This window comes from Acidovorax sp. sif1233, assembly GCF_019218755.1.
In the GTDB taxonomy this organism is placed as follows: domain Bacteria; phylum Pseudomonadota; class Gammaproteobacteria; order Burkholderiales; family Burkholderiaceae_C; genus Acidovorax.
Genome location: NZ_JAHUWZ010000001.1, coordinates 894,904 through 913,592, shown reverse-complemented (window position 1 = coordinate 913,592; position 18,689 = coordinate 894,904). Strand labels below are relative to the sequence as shown.

General features: G+C 69.5%; 15 protein-coding genes. 8 read left to right on the top strand and 7 right to left on the bottom strand.

Annotation, left to right across the window (positions count from 1 at the left end; translation table 11 throughout):
- Nucleotides 1–3: 3 nt before the first annotated feature.
- The 7 genes from KW843_RS04155 to KW843_RS04125 form a co-directional block, all read right to left on the bottom strand.
- On the bottom strand, nt 4–1,335 hold the full coding sequence (locus KW843_RS04155) for a diguanylate cyclase domain-containing protein (RefSeq protein ID WP_218293826.1): 1,332 nt from the start codon (nt 1,333–1,335) through the stop codon (nt 4–6).
- 216 nt (nt 1,336–1,551) lie between these two features.
- Nucleotides 1,552–2,397: a MipA/OmpV family protein gene (locus KW843_RS04150; RefSeq protein WP_255591799.1), complete on the bottom strand. Its 846-nt coding sequence runs from the start codon at nt 2,395–2,397 to the stop codon at nt 1,552–1,554.
- A gap of 10 nt (nt 2,398–2,407) precedes the next feature.
- On the bottom strand, nt 2,408–3,232 hold the full coding sequence (locus KW843_RS04145) for an undecaprenyl-diphosphate phosphatase (protein WP_218293825.1): 825 nt from the start codon (nt 3,230–3,232) through the stop codon (nt 2,408–2,410).
- A 107-nt stretch (nt 3,233–3,339) separates the two neighbouring features.
- Nucleotides 3,340–4,782, bottom strand: a complete 1,443-nt coding sequence (locus KW843_RS04140) for an efflux transporter outer membrane subunit (RefSeq protein WP_218294436.1) — start codon at nt 4,780–4,782, stop codon at nt 3,340–3,342.
- Nucleotides 4,783–4,869: 87 nt separating this feature from the next.
- Complete coding sequence (locus tag KW843_RS04135) at nt 4,870–8,052, bottom strand: efflux RND transporter permease subunit (RefSeq protein ID WP_218293824.1); 3,183 nt, start codon at nt 8,050–8,052, stop codon at nt 4,870–4,872.
- Entirely contained in the window at nt 8,049–11,153 is a 3,105-nt protein-coding gene (locus KW843_RS04130) for an efflux RND transporter permease subunit (RefSeq protein WP_218293823.1), read from the bottom strand. The genes KW843_RS04135 and KW843_RS04130 overlap by 4 nt, the downstream gene beginning before the upstream one ends.
- Nucleotides 11,154–11,165: 12 nt before the next feature.
- Nucleotides 11,166–12,500 (bottom strand): efflux RND transporter periplasmic adaptor subunit, encoded by a 1,335-nt coding sequence (locus KW843_RS04125; protein ID WP_218293822.1) that lies wholly within the window; start codon nt 12,498–12,500, stop codon nt 11,166–11,168.
- 349 nt (nt 12,501–12,849) lie between these two features.
- Between KW843_RS04125 and KW843_RS04120 the strand changes: the two genes are divergently transcribed.
- From KW843_RS04120 to KW843_RS04085, 8 genes are all read left to right on the top strand, one after another.
- Complete coding sequence (locus KW843_RS04120) at nt 12,850–13,260, top strand: DUF2306 domain-containing protein (protein ID WP_218293821.1); 411 nt, start codon at nt 12,850–12,852, stop codon at nt 13,258–13,260.
- Nucleotides 13,261–13,310: 50 nt separating this feature from the next.
- Nucleotides 13,311–13,883 (top strand): DUF6622 family protein, encoded by a 573-nt coding sequence (locus KW843_RS04115; RefSeq protein ID WP_218293820.1) that lies wholly within the window; start codon nt 13,311–13,313, stop codon nt 13,881–13,883.
- 67 nt (nt 13,884–13,950) lie between these two features.
- Nucleotides 13,951–14,244 (top strand): 2TM domain-containing protein, encoded by a 294-nt coding sequence (locus KW843_RS04110; protein WP_218293819.1) that lies wholly within the window; start codon nt 13,951–13,953, stop codon nt 14,242–14,244.
- Nucleotides 14,245–14,254: 10 nt separating this feature from the next.
- Nucleotides 14,255–15,328, top strand: a complete 1,074-nt coding sequence (locus KW843_RS04105; RefSeq protein WP_218293818.1) for a dienelactone hydrolase — start codon at nt 14,255–14,257, stop codon at nt 15,326–15,328.
- Nucleotides 15,329–15,356: 28 nt separating this feature from the next.
- A complete protein-coding gene (locus KW843_RS04100; RefSeq protein ID WP_255594527.1) occupies nt 15,357–16,382 on the top strand; it encodes an alpha/beta hydrolase in 1,026 nt (341 codons plus the stop codon).
- 36 nt (nt 16,383–16,418) lie between these two features.
- Nucleotides 16,419–16,724, top strand: coding sequence for a 2TM domain-containing protein (locus KW843_RS04095; protein WP_218293817.1), 306 nt, complete (start codon nt 16,419–16,421; stop codon nt 16,722–16,724).
- A gap of 41 nt (nt 16,725–16,765) precedes the next feature.
- Complete coding sequence (locus tag KW843_RS04090; protein WP_218293816.1) at nt 16,766–17,836, top strand: sensor histidine kinase; 1,071 nt, start codon at nt 16,766–16,768, stop codon at nt 17,834–17,836.
- Complete coding sequence (locus KW843_RS04085) at nt 17,833–18,681, top strand: LytTR family DNA-binding domain-containing protein (RefSeq protein WP_218293815.1); 849 nt, start codon at nt 17,833–17,835, stop codon at nt 18,679–18,681. The genes KW843_RS04090 and KW843_RS04085 overlap by 4 nt, the downstream gene beginning before the upstream one ends.
- Nucleotides 18,682–18,689 lie beyond the last annotated feature (8 nt).

The window sequence follows — 18,689 nt, the reverse complement described above, 5'->3', positions numbered from 1 at the left end:
CTCTCAAGGGCAGACGGCGTCCGCGTAGTGCAGCCGGCCCTTGCCCGCGCGCTTGGCGGAATACATCGCCTGGTCCGCCCGGTTCATCAGGGCATCGATGTCGCCCTCCAGCGGGGGGTGCACCGCGACACCGATGCTGGCGCCGACGAACAGATCCCGCCCTTCCACGGTCATGGCCTGGTGCAGCGCGTCAATGATGCGCTGGCCGATGGTGTCGGTCACATCGCGCGTCACGTCCCGGTCCAGCATGACAAGGAATTCGTCGCCGCCCAGGCGCGCCAGGGTGTCGCCCGCACGCACCGTGCTGGCAATGCGCTGGGCGACGATGCGCAGCACCTCGTCGCCGGCGCGATGGCCTTCGGAATCGTTCACCCCCTTGAAGCCGTCCAGGTCGATGAACAGCAGCGCCACGGAGCCCGCATTGCGCCGCGCCTGGCTCAGGGATTGCTCCAGCCGGTTCTGAAAGGCCGCCCGGTTGAAAAGGCCCGTGAGCGAATCATGGTTGGCCAGGTAGTGCTGCTGGCGTGCGATCTGGATCTTGGCCGAGACGTCCTGCACCAGCGCCATGATCGAAGTGACCTGGCCCTGGGCATCGGTCAACGCGGAGTTGAACCACTCGCAATGCACCTCGGTCCCGTCCTCCCGCGTGAAGCAGGTCTCCGCGCGGTTCTGGGACTCCTGCCCGGACTGCAGGCGCTGCAGGGCATGCTCGAGCCCATCGTCCTGGGACGACAGGTCCACGAGCTCCGTCAGCAGCCGCCCCTCCAGCCCCGCCACATGCAGCCAGCCCATGAGCTGCACGGCACGCTGCGAACAATGCAGGAGCTTGAGGTTGTGGTCCATCTCCAGCACCGCGAGCGGGCTGTTTTCCATGTGCGAGGAAAGCCGCTGGTTGGCGGCGCGCAGCGCGTTCATGGTGACCTGCAGCTCATGGACGTCGAGCGCCGTGGTAATGAAGCCATCGATCACGCCGTGCGGGTTGTGCCAGGGCGTCAGGCAGATGGTGCGCCATTCGTCAAAGCCATAGGGCGTGCGCAGCAGGCGCTGGTACTGCACGCGCTCGCCCTGCAGCACGCGCTCGACAAAGGGCATGAAGCGCGCGCAATCGATCTCGCCGTACACCTCCACCAGGGACTTTCCGATCAGGTGGTGGGGCACGGTGCCGAACCACCGGGCATACTCATCGTTGACATAGATCATGGTCAGGCTGCGGTCCACCACAGCCATGGTCGCCCCGGCGCTGCGGGTGATCAGATCGAGCAATTCCGCTTTGGACCAGGACTCCTTGCGGGCGGCGTAGGCGGGCGGCGGCAACTCAGGCTCGTCTTGCATCATGCGGCGAAAGCCCCCGGCGGGGAAAGGATCATCAACAGATGAGGCAACACGCGCCGGCCCCGCCGTGGCGGAACGCGTTTCGCATTGCCCTGCTACAGGTAACAGTGTGTCTACCCCAGCTTATCACTTTCGATGGGCACCCGTCCCCGGCCTGCCTGCGGGTGCTCTCGCCCCCACCGCGTTCTTTCGCACCGGCGGCCAGGTCCGCCCACGCCGCTACCGGCAGCAGCGGTACGCCAGGCCCACGGTCACGGAGTACCCCGTGGGCTCCACCGTCAGCGGGCTGCGGCGTGCGTCGCCCTTGAGCTGCGACACGCGCGCGGCACCCAGCACGACCCAGTGGCGATTGATGGCGGACATGACCTCCACGCCCGCATCCACGCTGTACAGCCCGGCGCCGGGGTCAAATGCCGGCAAGGGGCTGGCACCGCCCGCCGGCACGCCGAAATGGCCGCGCAGGTAGCTGCGGTCGCCAAAGCTGGCACCCGCGCCGAAGGTCACCGTGGTCTGCGCGGTGACGGGCCATGCATACCCGACGCTGGCGGACATCTGCGCGCCCCCGTCGCGCCCGAGAATGTCCTGCGAGAAGCCCGCGCCCACGGACCACCGCGGCGTCAGCGCATACCCGGCACTCACCCTCGCGCGCAAGGTGGAGCGCACCGAGGGCAGCCCCACGAGGATGGGCGCATCCGATCCATCGCGCCCCTTGTCGATGCGCAGCGACGCGCCCAGGTGAAATTGGTCCCCCTGCGCCAGCGTGGCACTGGCGCCCGATTCGCGTGGACCGAGCCCGTGGCCCATGAAGGCGCTCCCGCGCGATGTGCTGAGCCGAAAGCGCCCATACTCGATCGCCCATGCCGGCCGCAGGCTGTTCTTGCGGCCATCGCCCCCCGCATAGTCGGGGCTGGAGCCCATGATGGCGCCCAGCGCATAGTTGAACTGGGGGGCGGGCGGCCCCTCGGCAGCGCGCGATTGCGCGCCGCGCGCCAGCGGCGTGGCGCCCAGGCACGCCAGCGCCGCAGCACAGGACCACAGACAGGCAAACGGAACAGGACGGTTCATGCGCGGATTATCAGCCCGCCCATTGCACCCAGCCCGTCCATGCGGTCGCCAGGACGACGATGCCGAACACGATACGGTAGTATGCAAACGGCACGAAGCTGTGGCTGCTGATGTAGCGCAGCAGCCAGCGCACGCAGAGCCAGGCGCTGACGAACGAGAACACCAGGCCGGTCGCGAACATCGGAATGTCGGCCACCGACAGCAGCGCGCGCTCCTTGTACAGGCTGTACACCCCGGCACCGATCAGCGTGGGGATGGCCAGGAAGAACGAGAAGTCCGTGGCCGCCTTGCGCGACAGGCCCAGCAGCATCCCGCCGATGATGGTGGCGCCGCTGCGGCTGGTGCCCGGCACCATGGCCAGGCACTGCACCAGGCCGACCTTGAGCGCATCGAGCGGCGTCATCTCATCCACCGTCTGGATGCGCGTGGCGGACGGCGGGCGGCGCTCGGCCCACAGGATGATGAAGCCGCCGACGATGAAGGTGCTGGCCACCACGACCGGCGTGAAGAGGTGCGCCTTGATCATCTTGCCAAGCAGCAGGCCCAGCACCACGGCCGGCAGGAAGCCGATCAGCACGTTGAGCGCGAACCGCTGCGCCTGGCGCTCGGTGGGCAGGGCCACGAGCGTCTCGCGGATCTTCTGCCAGTACACCAGGATGACGGCGAAGATGGCGCCCGTCTGGATGGCGATGTCGAACACCTTGGCCTTGGCGTCGTCGAAACCCAGCAGCGAGCCCGCCAGGATCAGGTGCCCCGTGGAGGAAATGGGCAGGAACTCGGTCAGGCCTTCGACCACGCCCATGATGGCGGCCTTGACCAGCAATACAACGTCCACGCGCGCTCCTTGAGAAAACTTTAAGTCAAATCAGCCCCTACCGCTTATCTGACAAGCGCTAGCAGCTATCAAAACAGGAGTATATGCGCAGCGGGACCTGGCACCCCTCAGGACCGTGCCTGCGGGAGCGTCTGCCCAGTTGTCTGTTGCGGCACCTGCCACGGTGCCTGCCACCCGCCGCCCAGCGCCTGCACCAGCGTCACCACCGCGAGCTGGCGGTTGACCTGCAGCTGCAGCAGCGCGCGCTGCGCAGAGAGTGCCGAGACCTGGGCCGTCACGACCTCCGTGTAGCTCACCTGCCCTTCGCGGTAGCGGTTGAGCAGTTGCTGCGCGGTGCGCTCCGCCGCGGCCACCGCCTCGCGGCGCAGGGGCTCCTGCTCCTGCAGCGTGCGCAGCACCGTGAGCTGGTCTTCCACCGTCTGGAAGGCCGTCAGCACCGTCTGGCGGTAGACCGCCACGCGGCCCTCGCGCGCGGCCTGGGCTTCTTCCACGCGGGCCGCGGTGGCCCCGGCATCGAAGATCGTCTGCGCCACCGACAGCCCGAGCGACCACACCAGCGTGGACGCCTTGAACAGGTCGGCCACGCTGCTGCCCCCGCTGCCCACCGACGCGCCCAGGCTCAGGTTCGGAAAGTAGCCCGCGCGCTGGATGCCGATCTGCGCATTGGCGGCCGCCACCGCGCGCTCGGCCGCCGCGATGTCGGGCCGGCGCTGCAGCAGCGTCGAGGGCACGCCCAGCGGAACCTCGGGCACCGCCGCCACCCACTGCGCGCGCGGCAGCGAAAAATCGGCCGGGGCGCGCCCGGTCAGCACGGCCAGCGCATGCTCGAAGCGCGCGCGGTTTTGCCGCACGGTGGCCAGGTCGGCGCGCGCATTGGCCAGCTGGGTCTGTGCCTGCAGCACATCGGTCTGGGCCACCACGCCCGCGCCGTAGCGGTTGCGGGCGATCTGCAGGCTGCGCTCATAGCCCTCCACCGTGGCCTGCAGCAGCTCGATCTCCGCATCCGCCTCGCGCAGCTGGAAGTAGGCCGAGGCCAGCGTGCCCACGGCCGACAGGCGCGCGGAGGCCAGGTCCGCCTCGCTCGCCTGCGCGCTGGCCTGGGCGCTGTTCACGCCGCTTTGCAGGCGTCCCCAGAGGTCCGGCGCCCAGTCCACCCCCAGCGATGCCTGGGTGGACAGGCCCGAGCGCGTGGCGCCCTCGCCGCCCGTGCGCGTGGCGCCGCCCGAGAGGCTCACGGACGGCAGCAGGCCCGCGCGCTGCTGCCGCACCACGGCCTGCGCCTGGGCGTAGGCCGCCACGGCGGCGGCGATGTTCTGGTTGGACAGCTGCACCTGCTCGGCCAGGCGGTTGAGCTCGGCATCCTGGAACAGCTCCCACCAGGGGCCACGGTCCAGCGCGTCGGCAGGCGCCGCGGGGGCCCAGGTGGCGCCCGCCTCCTTGAACGACGTGGGCACCGCCATGTCGGGTTGCTGGTAAGGCGGCGTGACCGAGCAGGCGGACAGCAGGGCCGCGATGGCCACCACCAGCGCCAGGGAGGCCGGGCGAGCCATGGGGCGTGGCGCAGGGTGGCGGGCGGCGCGGCGCGCCGTGGGCGCGCCGGGTGTGAGCGGGGCATGGAAATGTGTCATGGGCACCGATCAGGTGGCCGCGCCGGGGGCTCCGGCGCGGCTCAGGTGTTGTTCGTTGGGGGCGGGCGTGCGCAGCTTGTCGAGCAGCACGTAGACCACCGGGGTGGTGAGCAGGGTCAGCAGCTGGCTGGCGATCAGCCCGCCGATGATCGCCACGCCCAGGGGCTGGCGCAGCTCGGACCCCTGGCCGAAGCCGATGGCCAGCGGCAAGGCGCCCAGCGCGGCGGCCATGGTGGTCATCAGGATGGGGCGAAAGCGCAGCACACAGGCCTCGCGCACGGCCTCCAGCGCCGTCAAGCCGCGGGCACGCTCGGCCTCCAGGGCAAAGTCGATGATCATGATGGCGTTCTTCTTCACGATCCCGATGAGAAGAAACACCCCGATGAGCGCGATGATGGTGAACTGCATGTTGAACAGCAGCAGGGCCAGCACGGCCCCCACCCCCGCCGAGGGCAGGGTGGTGAGCACGGTGATCGGATGGATCAGGCTTTCATACAGCACGCCCAGCACGATGTAGATCACCACGACGGCCGTGATGATCAGGAACGCCTGCTGCCCCTGGGATTGCTGCGCGCTCAGCGCCGTGCCCTGGAAGCTGCCACGCACATTGGTCGGCATGGCGATGTCGGCCTCCGCCTGCTCGATCACCTGGCGCGCCTGGCCCAGCGTGGTACCGGGGTCGATGTTGAACGAGATGGTGGTGGCCAGTTCACCGTCCTGGTGGCTGATGGAGGTGGGCGAGGCCCTTTCCACCACGCGCGCGATGGCGCTGAGCGGCACCATGGTGGAGGGCGTGGTGCTGATCACCTGCCCCGTGGACGCGCCGCGCTGTCCCGGGTTCGCCGCCGTCCCCGTGGCGCCGGTCGGGTTGGACGCCACGTAGATGTCCTTGAGCGCCGGCGGACCCCGCGTGTATTCGGGCGCCCACTCCATGATGACGGCGTACTGGTTGAGTTCGCCATAGATCGTGGCCACGGAGCGCTGGCCGAACGCGTTGTACAGCGCGTTGTCGACGGCCGATGAACTCACCCCCAGGCGCGAGGCACTGGCGCGGTCCACCTCCACATAGGTCTCCACGCCATTTTCCGCCTGGTCCGTGTCCACGTCCTTGAGCAGCGGTTCATCTTTGAGCCGCTCCGCCAGCTTGCCGGCCCATTGCTTGAGGTCCGCCATGTTGTCGCTCTTGAGCGTGTACTGGTAGGTTGAATTGCTGGAGCGCCCGCCCATCCGCAGGTCCTGCACCGGGTTCAGGAACACGCGCAGTCCCGTGATCTGGTTGAGCTGCGGCCGCAGGCGCGCGATGACGGCCGGCGTGCTGTCCGTGCGCTGCGCCAGGGGCTTGAGATTCACGAACATGAAGCCGCCCCCCGCGCGGCTGCCCCCCGAGAAGCCCACCACGGTATCGACCGCTGGATCCTTGCGGATGATCTCCACGGCCTCGCGCAGCTTGCGCGCCAGCGCGTCGGACGAGATGCTCTGGTCGGCCCGCAGCCCCGCATTGAGCTGTCCGTTGTCCTGCTCGGGGAAGTACCCCTTGGGAATCTTGGCGAACAGGTACACGTTGAGCCCGATCACCGCCAGCAGGATGAGAACCACCAGCGCCTTGCTGGCCAGCGCCCAGTCCAGGCTGTGCTCGTAGCCGCGCAGCACGCCCTGGTAGCCGCGCTCGGCCCATCGCGCCAGGCGCGACGGCGGCTTGTCGCTGGCAGGATCATGTTCGCGCAGCAGCCACGCGCACATCATGGGCGTGGTGGTGAGCGAGATCACCAGCGAGATCATCACCGCCGCCGACAGCGTGATCGCGAACTCACGGAACAGCCGCCCCACCTGCCCGTCCATGAACAACAGTGGAATGAACACCGCCACCAGCGACAGGCTGATCGAGAGCACGGTGAACCCCACTTCGCGCGCGCCGCGCAGCGCGGCCTCCATGCGGCCCATGCCGGCCTCGATGTGCCGCATGGTGTTTTCCAGCACCACGATGGCATCGTCCACCACGAAGCCGGTGGCCACCGTCAGCGCCATCAGGCTCAGGTTGTTCAGGCTGAAGCCCAGGAAATACATGACGCCGAAAGTGCCCAGCAGGGACACCACCGTGGCGACCGCCGGAATCACGGTGGCGCGCGCCTTGCGCAGAAAGAGGCCCACCACCAGCACCACGAGGGCGATGGACACCATCAGGGTGAGCTCGATCTCGTGCAGGGACGAACGGATGGAATTGGTGCTGTCAGACGCCACCGCCACCTGGATGTCCTGCGGCAGCTGCGCCTGCAGATCGGGCAGCAGGGCGCGCACGGCATCCACGGTCTCGATGATGTTGGCGCCGGGCTGGCGCGTGACCAGCACGATGATGGCGGGCTCGCCATTGAACAGCCCCACGGTGCGCAGGTTCTCCACGCCATCCACCACGCGCGCCACATCCCCGAGCCGGACGGCGGCGTTGTTGCGCCAGGCGACGATCAGCGATTCGTACTCGGCGGCCTTGCGCGCGGGCGACGGCGTGTAGATCTGCAGCCGGCGGCCATCGCCCTCGATGGCGCCCTTGGGGCGGTTGGCGTTCGATGCCTGGATCGCCGCGCGCACATCCTCGGTGCTGATGCCGTAGCGGTTGAGCGCGAACGGCAGCAGCTCCACCCGCACGGCGGGCAGCGAGCCGCCACCGATCTCCACCTCGCCCACACCCTCCACCTGCGACAGGCGCTGGCTCACCACGTTGGAGACGGCATCGTAGATCTCGCCCGGCGTGCGGGTCTTGGACGTCAGCGCGAGGATGATGACGGGCGACGCCGCCGAGTTGCGCTTTCTGTAGGTGGGGTTGCTGCGCAGCGTGGCGGGCAGGTCGGCGCGGGCGGCGTTGATGGCGGCCTGCACCTCCCGCGCCGCCGCGTCGATATCGCGGTTCAGGTCGAACTGCAGGCTGACCCGCGCCGAGCCATTGGAACTGGACGAGGTCATTTCATTGACCCCCGCGATCACCCCCAGCCGCCGCTCCAGCGGCGTGGCCACGCTGGTGGCCATGGTCTCGGGGCTGGCCCCCGCCAGGCTGGCCGATACCGAAATGGCGGGATAGTCCACCTGCGGCAAAGGCGAGACCGGCAGCACGAAAAAAGCCGCGATCCCCGCCAGCGCCATGCCGATGGTGAGCAGCACGGTCGCGACCGGCCGCTCGACAAAGGGGCGCGACAGGTTCATGGCGCCTCTCCTGCCTGCAAGGGCGCCGCCGCCGTGCCCCTGCCCGTCCATCGGCGGCCCAGCCGGTCAAACGCCAGGTAGATCACCGGCGTGGTGAACAGCGTGAGCATCTGGCTCAGGATGAGCCCCCCGAAAATCGCGAGCCCGAGCGGGCGGCGCAGTTCGGCGCCCTCGCCCCAGCCCAGCATCAGCGGCAGCGCCGCGAACAGCGCCGCCAGGGTCGTCATGAGAATGGGCCGAAAGCGCAGCAGCGCGGCCTGGTGGATGGCCTGCTGCGGCGGCATGTTCTGATGGCGTTCCGCGTCGATGGCGAAGTCGATCATCATGATCGCGTTCTTCTTGACGATGCCGATCAGCAGGATGATCCCGATGATGCCGATCACGCCCAGGTCGTTGCCCGACACCATGAGCGCCAGCAGCGCCCCCACCCCGGCAGATGGCAGCGTGGAGAGGATCGTCACGGGGTGGATGTAGCTTTCGTAGAGCACGCCCAGCACGATGTAGACGCACACCATCGCCGCCAGGATCAGCCACAGCTGGCTGGAGAGCGACTTTTCGTAGGCCCCCGCGGCACCCAGGAACTCCATCGACAGCCCCGGCGGCACACCGATTTCCTTGGCCGCGGCGCGGATCGCGTCCACCGCGCTGCCCAGGGACACGCCTTCGGCCTTGTCAAATCCCAGCGTCGCGGCCGGGTACTGGGCCACGCGCGTCACCTGCAGCGGAGCCAGCTGTTCCCGGATGGTGGCCACGGCCGCCAGCGGGGTCGGGGTGCCGGAGCCGGTGCGCAGCTGCAGCGTGCCAAGCGCCTCGGGCGTATTGAGCTGCTCCTGCTGCGCCTCCAGGATCACCCGGTACTGGTTGGTCTCGGTGAAGATCGTGGACACGATGCGCTGGCCAAACGCGCTGTACAGCGTGTCGTCCACGGTGCTGGCCGTGACCGACAGGCGCGACGCCGTGTTGCGGTCGATGTCCACATAGGCCGACAGGCCCTGCGCGCCCGCATCGGTGGTGGCGTTGCGCACCTTGGGTTCGCTCTGCAGCCGCTCGACCAGCTTGCGCGTCCAGTCGTTGACCTGCGCGGAATCCACGCCGCCGATGGATACGCGGTACTCGGTCGGCCCCGTCTCCGCGTCGATCGTCAGGTCCTGCGTGGGCTGCAGGTACAGCGTGACCCCCGCCACCGCCTGAACCCGCTCGCGCAGCCGCAGCATGATCGCCTCCTGCGCGTCGCGCCGGGGCTGGAGGTTGATCAGCATGCGCCCGGCGTTGAGCATGGTGTTGTTGGCGGCATCCACGCCCACGAAAGAGCTGAGCGACAACACGTCCGGGTCCTGCAGGATGGCGCGCACGGCCGCCTGCTGGAGTTCGCTCATGCGGTCGTACGAAACGTCCTGCGAGGCCTCGATGCGCGCCTGCAGCTGGCCGGTGTCCTGCGTGGGAAACAGGCCCTTCGGAATCACCACATACAGCAGGGCCGTGAGCGCCAGCGTGAGCACCGCCACCGCCAGGGTCACGCCCTGGTGGCGCAGCACCCACTGCAGCCAGCGGTCGTAGCCCGCGATCACCCGCTCGAACCCCCGGTTGATGCGCCCCGCCATCCCCCGGGGGCCGCCCACGGGTTCGGCACGCAGCCAGCGCGCGGCCATCATGGGCACCAGCGTGAGCGACACGATGCCGGAGATGAGGATGGTGATGGCGAGCGTGACCGCGAATTCGCGGAACAGGCGGCCGACCACATCGCTCATGAACAGCAGCGGGATGAGCACCGCGATCAGCGACACGGTCAGCGAGATGATGGTGAAGCCGATCTGCGTGGCGCCCTTGAGCGCGGCCTGGAACGGCGGCTCGCCCTCCTCCAGGTAGCGCGCGATGTTCTCGATCATCACGATGGCATCGTCCACCACGAAGCCGGTGGCGATGGTCAGCGCCATCAGGCTCAGGTTGTTGAGGCTGTAGCCCAGCAGGTACATCACCCCGCAGGTGCCGATGAGCGAGATGGGCACCGCCAGGCTGGCGATGACCGTGGCCCGCAGGCTGTGCAGGAAGAAGAAGATCACCAGCACGACCATGAGCACGGCCAGGACCAGCTCCATCTCCACATGGTGCACCGAGGCGCGGATGCCCGTGGTGCGGTCGGACAGCACCTGGACCTTGAGCGACGCGGGCAGGCCCGCCTGCAGCTCGGGCAGCAGCTTCTTGATGTTGTCCACCGTGGCGATCACGTTGGCGCCCGGCTGGCGCTGCACGTTCAGGATGATGGCCGGGGTCTCGTTGGCCCAGGCGCCCAGGCGGTTGTTCTCGGCGCTGTCGACCACGCGCGCCACCTCCAGCATGCGCACCGGCGCGCCGTTGCGCCAGGACACGATGAGGTTCTTGTAGTCGTCCACCGTCAGCAGCTGGTCGTTGGCGTTGATGGTGTAGGAGCGCTGCGGCCCGTCGAAACTGCCCTTGGCGCTGTTGGCATTGGCCGAGGTGATGGCCGTGCGCAGGGTATCGAGGCCAATGCCGTAAGACGCCAGCGCCTTGCTGTCGGCCTGGATGCGCACCGCGGGGCGCTGCCCGCCCGCCAGCGACACCAGCCCCACGCCACTGACCTGGCTGATCTTCTGCGCCAGGCGGGTGTTGACCAGGTTCTGCACCTCGGTCAGCGGCAGCGTGTCCGAGCTGATGGCCAGCGTGAGCACCGGCGCATCGGCGGGGTTCACCTTGGCATACACCGGCGGCGCGGGCAAGTCGGCGGGCAGCAGCGAGTTGCCGGCGTTGATGGCCGCCTGCACCTCCTGCTCGGCCACGTCCAGCGCCAGGCCCAGGCCGAACTGCAGGGTGATGATGGACACGCCCGAGGCGCTGGTCGAGGCCATGCGCTCCAGCCCCGGCATCTGGCCGAACTGCCGCTCCAGCGGCGCGCTCACGGTGCGGCTCATCACTTCGGGACTAGCGCCCGGGTACAGCGTCTGGACCTGGATGGTGGGGTAGTCCACCTCGGGCAGGGCGGACAGCGGCAGGAAGCGGAAACCCAGCAGCCCGGCGAGCACGATGGCCACCATCAGGAGCGCGGTGGCCACGGGCCTTTCGATGAAGGGACGTGAAGGACTCATGCTGGTGGCGGCTCAGGGGTTCTGCGCGGGGCGCTGGCGGCGCTGCTGGCCTTCACCGGAGGCACCGCCACGCGGCCCGCTCGCTCCCGATCGGGGCCCGCTGGCGCCCGGGCGGGGGCCGCGCGCGGCCGCAGGGGCACCGGGCAGTTGCACGGCCATGCCGTCCTGCAGGCGGTCCCCGCCCTCGGTCACCACGCGTTCGCCCTCCCGGAGCCCTTCGGCGATGGCCATGAGCCCCACGGTCGCCTGGCCGCGCTTGACCTTGCGCAGGGACACGGTGCGGTCTTCGTTGATGACATAGACATAGTCGCCATTGGCGCCCGTGCGCACGGCCGTCACCGGGACCACCACCGCGGGCACGTTGCGCAGCAGCAGCTGCACGTTCACGAACTGGTTGGGAAAAAGCGCCCCCGCCGCGTTCTCGAAGCGCGCCTTGGCCTTGACGGTACCTGTGGTGGTGTCCACCTGGTTGTCCAGCGTGGAAAAAAGGCCCTTGTCGAGTTCGGCCTTGCGCGTGCGGTCCAGTGCCGTCACGGCCAGCGTGGGCGCCGCGCCCTGCGCCGCCCGGACATCGCCCACGCGGTCCTGCGGGACCGAGAACTGCACGTCGATCGGGGCCACCTGGGTGATGGTGGCGATGCCCGTCGCGTCGCCCGATGTCACATAGTTGCCCGCATCCACCGTGCGCAGCCCGATGCGGCCCGTGGCGGGCGAGGTGATGCGCGTGTAGTCCAGGTTCAGGCGCGCCGTGCCTTCCTGGGCCTTGTCGGTCATCACCGTGCCTTCAAGCTGCTTGACCAGCGCGGCCTGCGTGTCCACGTCCTGGCGGGCGATGGAGTCCTGCGACAGCAGGGTGCGGTAGCGCTCCAGCGTGAGGCGCGCATTCTCCAGCTGGGCCTCGTCCCGCTGCCGGGTGCCCTGGGCCTGCATCAGCGCCTGCTCGAAGGGCCTGGGGTCGATCTGCGCCAGCACCTGCCCCTTCTTGACCATCTGGCCCTCGGTGAAAAGCACCTGCGTGAGCATGCCCGACACCTGGGGCCGCAGCGTGACGGTGGTGGCGGGGATCACGGTGCCCAGCGCGTCGATGACCACGGGCAGTTCCGCCCTGCGCGCCACCGCGTCGCCCACGGTGACCATGGGGCGCCCCCCCCCGGGCATGCCCCGGCCGGGCCCGGCGCCCTGCTCGCCGCCGGAACGCTGGACGAGGTACCAGGCAGCCCCGCCGACAAGGCCCACCAGCACCAGGGCCAGCAGGCTGCCCACCCATCGCGAGCGCCGGGGCGGTGGGGCCGCGGGGGCGGGCGGAATGGCCGATGGCGGGGGCGCGTTGACGTCTTGCGGGTTCATGGCGGTCCTGATTCGTGTTCTTGGGCTGCGGGCCGGACTGGGGGAATGGCAACAGGCGGCGGCGGGGATCGCGCCATGCCTGATCGTAGAGAGTCAATTCAAGCTTTGCCTTGAACGCTGTGCGAAGAAAAGTAAACCTGGGAGGCCGGGCGCCAGGGCACCTTCCGTTCCGGGCGGCCGGCGTCCCCACATTCCCCGGAGTTTGCATGAAATCGGGGGCCCAAGGCCCTGCAGGCCGCACCGCCATCCTGCATTTCGCGGCAGCCAGGCCGCGTTTCGTCGCAAGGCGCTGGCGGCCCCGGGCGGGCGGCGGCACAGTCCGCTCCATCGAACGCGCCAGGAGCACCCCATGCAACTCACCCCCGTCATCGCCATCCACCTCGCCGCCGCCCTCGCCGCCACGGCCATCGGCCCCCTCGCCCTGTGGGCGCGCAAGGGCGCCACCCAGCGCCCCCGCCTGCACCGCGCCGCCGGATATGCCTGGGTCACCCTCATGGTGGCCACCGCGGTCTCCGCCATCTTCATCAGCGGCGGCAATGGTCCCCGCTGGGGGAGCTTCGGGCTCATCCACCTGCTGATCCCGGTGACGCTGGGGATGCTGGTGCTGTCCTTCATCTACCTGGCCCGGCGCAACATCGTCGGCCACCGCGTGGTCATGCAGCGCATCTACATCGGCGCCTGCATCGTCGCAGGCGGCTTCACCCTGTTGCCCGGGCGTTTTCTGGGGCACTCGCTCTGGAGCCAGCTGGGCCTGCTCTGACCCCGCCCCTTTCCCTCCCCCACATCCCCTCCACACCAAGGAACCACACCATGCTGCTCAATGTGATTGTTCACCAGCCCCAGGCACTGATCCAGATCGTCACGCACACTCCCTACTGGGTCTGGGGCCTGCTGGCCGCCCTCGTGGGGCTGGGGGCCAGCCAGCTGTGCGACCGCACCGCCAGCCTGCGCCGGACCCTGCTCATGCCCGTGGGCATGGCCATCTTCTCCGTGGCGGGCGTCGTGTCGGCGTTTGGCGGCGCGGGCCAGACGGCGGCGCAGGCGGTCGGCGCCTGGCTCGTGGCCGCGGTGCTGATCGGCGCGCTGGCCCTGTGGTTCCAGCCCACCGCGCCGGCCGGCACGCTCTACGCGGCCTCCTCGCGCAGCTTCCACGTTCCGGGCAGCGCGATGCCGCTGGCGCTGATCATCGGCATCTTCCTGACCAAGTACTTCGTGGGCGCCGAGCTGGCCCTGCAGCCCTCCCTGGCCCGGGACGGCGCGTTCGCCCTGCAGATCTCCGCCCTCTACGGCGTGTTCAACGGCCTGTTCGCCGCCCGGGCACTGCGTCTGTGGCGCCTGGCGCAGCACAGCGCGGTCTTCGGCGCCTCGCCGGTGGGCACCTGAACCCCGGCCATGGCCGTTGCCTGCCCTTCCCTTCCCTGCCTTGCCTGACTGTTTAGGAGAACCCGCCATGCGCCAAGAACCGACCTTCAACGACCCCATCGAACGACTGGCCCGCAAACGCGCCGGCGCCAAGCTGGGCTGGTACATGCACGCCAGCGTCTATCTTCTGGTCAACCTGCTGCTCGTCACGCTGTCCGCCAGCAGCGGCCGCCACTGGGCCGTCTACCCCGCGCTGGGCTGGGGCATCGGCCTGGCCGTGCACGGCATCGTGGTGTTTCTGCTGGCTGGTGGGTCCGGCCTGCACGAGCGCATGGTGCAGGCCGAGCGCGACCGCATTGCCCAGAACCACAACCCATCCTGAGCGAGGCTCCATGAAACAGCTGCACATCCACCACCACGTTTCCCTGATCCTGGCGGGCCTGCTCGCCGTGTGCGCCAGCCTGGCGCAGGCGGGTACGGGCCTCATGGAGATTCCGGGCATGCAGGGCGACGGCCCCGTCACCGTGTACTACCCCAGCAGCGCACCCGACGAGGCACTGCAGCGCGGCCCCTTCAGCCTCCAGGCGGCCTGGCAAGGCGCTCCGGTGGCGGGCAACGGCCGGCTGGTCGTGGTGTCGCACGGCTCCGGCGGCAACCCGTGGGTGCACTCGGACCTGGCGCGCGCCCTGGTGGGCGCGGGCTTCGTGGTGGCCCTGCCCGAGCACGCCGGCGACAACGCGAAAGACCCGTCGACCCCCGGCCCCGAAAGCTGGAAGCGGCGCCCGGCCGAGGTCTCGCGCGCCATCGACGCCATCGCCAAGGACGCGGCCCTGGCGCCCCTGCTGTCGCTGGACCGGGTGGGCATGTACGGCATGTCCGCCGGCGGCCACACCGCCCTCAGCCTGGCTGGCGGACGCTGGTCGCCCGCCTTGTTCCGGCAGCACTGCGAAGCCCACATCGCGGACGACTTCGCGACCTGCGTGGGGCTTGCCACCGAACTCAAGGGCAACCTCCTTGACGGCGTGAAGAAGGCCGTGGCGCTGGGCGTCATCCGCCAGCGTTTTGACGACGCCGCCTGGCAGGCCCATGGCGAACCGCGCATCGCGGCCGTGGTGGCGGGGGTACCGGCCGCGGCGGATTTCGACATGGAGTCACTGGCCAGGCCGCGCGTGCCCCTGGCGCTGATCACCTCCGGGCACGACCTGTGGCTGGTGCCCCGCTTTCACAGCGACCGTGTGCTCCAGGCCTGCGCCGACCGCTGCACCGTGCTGGCCGCCCTGCCCGACGCCGGCCACGGCGCGCTGCTCTCCCCACCGCCGCCCCGGGACCGGATGTCCGCGCTGGCGGCGCGGCTGCTGGGCGACCCGCCGGGCTTCGACCGCAGCCAGATGCGCGCTGTCGATCTGCGGATCGTGCGCTACTTCGAGCAGCACCTGCTGCCGCTGCCGCGCCGTGGCGCTCCGTGACCGCATGACGCGGCACACCCGTTTCGCCATGAAGCCCGTGTCCGCATCCCCCTTGCCGCAGTCCTTCTGGCCCATCAGTCCCCGCCACCTTTACGCCATGCTCATCCCTGCCATCCTTCTCCTTGCCGGCTTCGCCGCGCTCGCGGCCGCCATTGCCTGGGGCGGGCCCCGGGACATCGCCGCGCTGGACAGCGTGAACACGCCTTTTGCGGGCGTGGACTTCAGCCAGCTGCCGCCCGTGCAACGCTACACGGCACGCGACGGCACGGCGCTGGCCTGGTACGGCTACGCCCCCGTGGCGGCAGCCGGCGCGGAGCCCCTGCGGCGCGTGGTGCTGATCCATGGGTCTTCCTCGCGGGCTCGGTCCACCCATGTGCTGGCCCAGGCGCTGGCCGCATCCGGCTATGCGGTGGCAGCGCTGGACATGCGGGGGCACGGCGAATCCGGCCCGCGCGGGCAGGCTGCCTATGTGGGCCAGATGGACGATGACCTAGAGGATTTCCTGCGAGCCGTGCCCCACGCCGGCCCCCAGACGCTCATGGGATTTTCCGCCGGGGGCGGCTTCGCCCTGCGCATTGCGGGCGGCCCCCTGCAGGGGCTTTTCGACCGCTACGTGCTGCTCGCCCCCTTCCTGCACCAGAATGCGCCCACCGCGCGGCCGGACACTGGCGGCTGGGCCGCGGTGGGCGTCCCCCGGCTCATGGCGCTGACACTGCTCAACCAGTTGGGCATCGCCTGGTGGAACCACCTGCCCGTGCTGGGTTTCGCACTGGACGAAGCCTCGCGCGCCGGGCTCACGCCGCACTATTCCTACACGGTGGCCAGCAACTTTCGCCCGCGCGGCGACTACCTGAGCGACATCCGCAACGCCCGTGGCCACATCTGCATCGTGGCCGGCCAGGAGGACGAGCTGTTCCACGCCGAGCGCTATGCCGGGCTCTTCGCCCAGGCAGGCAAGTCCGTGTCCGTGACACTGGTGCCCGGCGTGAACCACATCGGCCTCACGCTGAACGCGCTGGCCGTGCGCACCATCGCCCACGCCTGCCAGGGCTGAGCCTGCGCGGCGCCCGCCTAGAATCGACCCCTCACCATGCCCCAACCCATGACCCCCGACGACATCGAACAACTGGCCCGCCGGCGCGCTGGCGCCAAGCTGGGCTGGTATGTGCACGCCGCCGCCTTCGTCGTGGTCAACCTGGTGCTGTTCAGCCTGTCGCGCTACGGCTTCGGCAACCGGCCGTGGTCGGTGTTCCCGCTGCTGGGCTGGGGCCTGGGGCTGGCGCTGCACGGCATCTCGGTGTTCGTGCTGGGCACCGGCAGCGGCTTGCGCGAGCGCATGGTGCAAAAGGAGCGCGAGCGGCTTTTGCGCGACCAGCAAGAGCGCAACCAGCGCTAGGCCCCACGGCCTGCGCCTTCGACCACCACGCCCGCGCCGCCATGAAAATCGACTGGATCGAGAAGCTACAGCACCTGCTGCAGGTGCTGGCCTTCTGCCTGGCCATCGCGGCCCTGCAGTACGCCTTCCAGCCCGAGAAGGCCTACGACATCCCGGCCCGCTACTCGCTGGCCATCGGCTCGCTGACCTGGGCGCTGATCGACTTCGGCCGGCACCTGTTTCCGTCCAGCAAGGAGACGGGCTGGCCCACGGGCCTGTCCGGGTTCCTGCTGCCGTTTGCCAGCATCGTGCTGGGCTACCTGGGCGGCACGCTGCTGGGCGACTGGTGGTGCGGCAGCTCGTCGTGGGACCAGGGTGGCCGTGCGCAGCTGCGCATCTCCATCGGCATCACCGTGGTGGCGGGGTTCCTGGGCACCTACTACTTCTACACCAAGAGCAAGAGCGCCTGGCTGCTGGCCAAGGTCAACGAGGTGCGCAGCCAGGCGAGCGAAGCGCAGCTCAAGCTGCTGGAAACGCAGCTCGAACCCCACATGCTGTTCAACACCCTGGCCAACCTGCGCATGCTGATCGGCACCGACCCGGCCCGCGCGCAGGAGATGCTGGACCGCATGATCGGCTACCTGCGCGCCACGCTCAGCGCCTCGCGCAGCACCCAACACCGGCTGGAGAACGAGTTCGAGCGCCTGCGTGACTACCTGGAGCTGATGGCGGTGCGCATGGGCCCGCGCCTGGCCTACACGCTGGACCTGCCAGACGCGCTGCGCGATGTGCCCGTGCCGCCGCTGCTGCTGCAGCCCCTGGTGGAAAACGCCATCCGCCACGGCTTGGAGCCGCAGGTCGAGGGCGGGCACATCACCGTGCGTGCCAGCACGCGGCAGAGTGACAGCGGGCCGCTATTGGTGCTGGAGGTGACCGACACCGGCGCCGGCCTGCCCGACACCCTGCCCACCCCGGGGCCGGGGCAGAGCTTTGGCCTGGCCCAGGCCCGTGAGCGGCTGGCCACACTGCACGGAACGGCGGGCACTCTGAAATTGATAGCTGGTAGCGCTGGCGGGACAAGCGCTACGGTCACTTTTCCCTTGAAATCGAGCCCGTCGACCACCACCCCATGACCCAGCCTGCCGTGCGCGCCCTGATTGCTGAAGACGAACCCCTGCTCGCCGCCGCGCTGCAGCAAGAGCTGGCCCGGGCCTGGCCCGGGCTGCAGGTCGTGGCCACCGTGGGCGACGGTCTGTCCGCCGTGCGCCAGGCCCTGGCGCTGCAGCCGGACGTGCTGTTCTTCGACATCCGCATGCCCGGCCAGAGCGGGCTGGACGCGGCCGTGGAACTGGCCGACGCCTGGCCAACGGAAGGCCCCGCGGGCCGCCCCTTCCCGGCGCTGGTGTTCGTGACCGCCTACGACCAGTACGCGGTGCAGGCGTTCGAAGCGCAGGCGGTGGACTATCTGCTCAAGCCCGTGCAGGCCGCGCGGCTGCAAAAAACGGTGCAAAAACTGCAGCTGGCGCTTGCCAGCAAAGCGCCAGCCGCTATGGATTTTGAAGCAACCATGACCCAGCTGCGGAACCTGCTGGTGGCGCCCGGGGTGGCGGCCCCCGTTGCCGCAGCTGCGCCCGCTGCACCGGCGACGGGCACGCCGCTCACGCTCATCCAGGCCAGCAGCGGCAGCCAGATCCACATGGTGCCGGTGGCCGACGTGCTGTATTTCGAGGCGGCCGACAAGTACGTGCGGGTGCTGACCTCGGCCCGCGAGTACCTGATCCGCACCCCGCTCAAGGACCTGATCGGCCAGCTCGACACCCAGGTGTTCTGGCAGATCCACCGCAGCACGCTGGTGCGCGCCAGTTGCATCACCACCGTGACCCGCGACGAGGCGGGCAAGCTGCACCTGGAGCTGGCCGGACGGCCCGAGAAGCTGCCCGTGAGCCGCCTCTACGCCCACCTGTTCAAGGCGATGTAGCGGCGCGC

What these genes read in the sequence shown, in the direction of transcription:
- KW843_RS04155 (WP_218293826.1), bottom strand. Translation starts at nt 1,335, where the DNA reads ATGATGCAAGACGAGCCTGAGTTGCCGCCGCCCGCCTACGCCGCCCGC.
- KW843_RS04150 (WP_255591799.1), bottom strand. Translation starts at nt 2,397, where the DNA reads ATGAACCGTCCTGTTCCGTTTGCCTGTCTGTGGTCCTGTGCTGCGGCG.
- KW843_RS04140 (WP_218294436.1), bottom strand. Translation starts at nt 4,782, where the DNA reads ATGGCTCGCCCGGCCTCCCTGGCGCTGGTGGTGGCCATCGCGGCCCTG.
- KW843_RS04135 (WP_218293824.1), bottom strand. Translation starts at nt 8,052, where the DNA reads ATGAACCTGTCGCGCCCCTTTGTCGAGCGGCCGGTCGCGACCGTGCTG.
- KW843_RS04130 (WP_218293823.1), bottom strand. Translation starts at nt 11,153, where the DNA reads ATGAGTCCTTCACGTCCCTTCATCGAAAGGCCCGTGGCCACCGCGCTC.
- KW843_RS04125 (WP_218293822.1), bottom strand. Translation starts at nt 12,500, where the DNA reads ATGAACCCGCAAGACGTCAACGCGCCCCCGCCATCGGCCATTCCGCCC.
- KW843_RS04120 (WP_218293821.1), top strand. Translation starts at nt 12,850, where the DNA reads ATGCAACTCACCCCCGTCATCGCCATCCACCTCGCCGCCGCCCTCGCC.
- KW843_RS04115 (WP_218293820.1), top strand. Translation starts at nt 13,311, where the DNA reads ATGCTGCTCAATGTGATTGTTCACCAGCCCCAGGCACTGATCCAGATC.
- KW843_RS04110 (WP_218293819.1), top strand. Translation starts at nt 13,951, where the DNA reads ATGCGCCAAGAACCGACCTTCAACGACCCCATCGAACGACTGGCCCGC.
- KW843_RS04105 (WP_218293818.1), top strand. Translation starts at nt 14,255, where the DNA reads ATGAAACAGCTGCACATCCACCACCACGTTTCCCTGATCCTGGCGGGC.
- KW843_RS04100 (WP_255594527.1), top strand. Translation starts at nt 15,357, where the DNA reads ATGAAGCCCGTGTCCGCATCCCCCTTGCCGCAGTCCTTCTGGCCCATC.
- KW843_RS04095 (WP_218293817.1), top strand. Translation starts at nt 16,419, where the DNA reads ATGCCCCAACCCATGACCCCCGACGACATCGAACAACTGGCCCGCCGG.
- KW843_RS04090 (WP_218293816.1), top strand. Translation starts at nt 16,766, where the DNA reads ATGAAAATCGACTGGATCGAGAAGCTACAGCACCTGCTGCAGGTGCTG.
- KW843_RS04085 (WP_218293815.1), top strand. Translation starts at nt 17,833, where the DNA reads ATGACCCAGCCTGCCGTGCGCGCCCTGATTGCTGAAGACGAACCCCTG.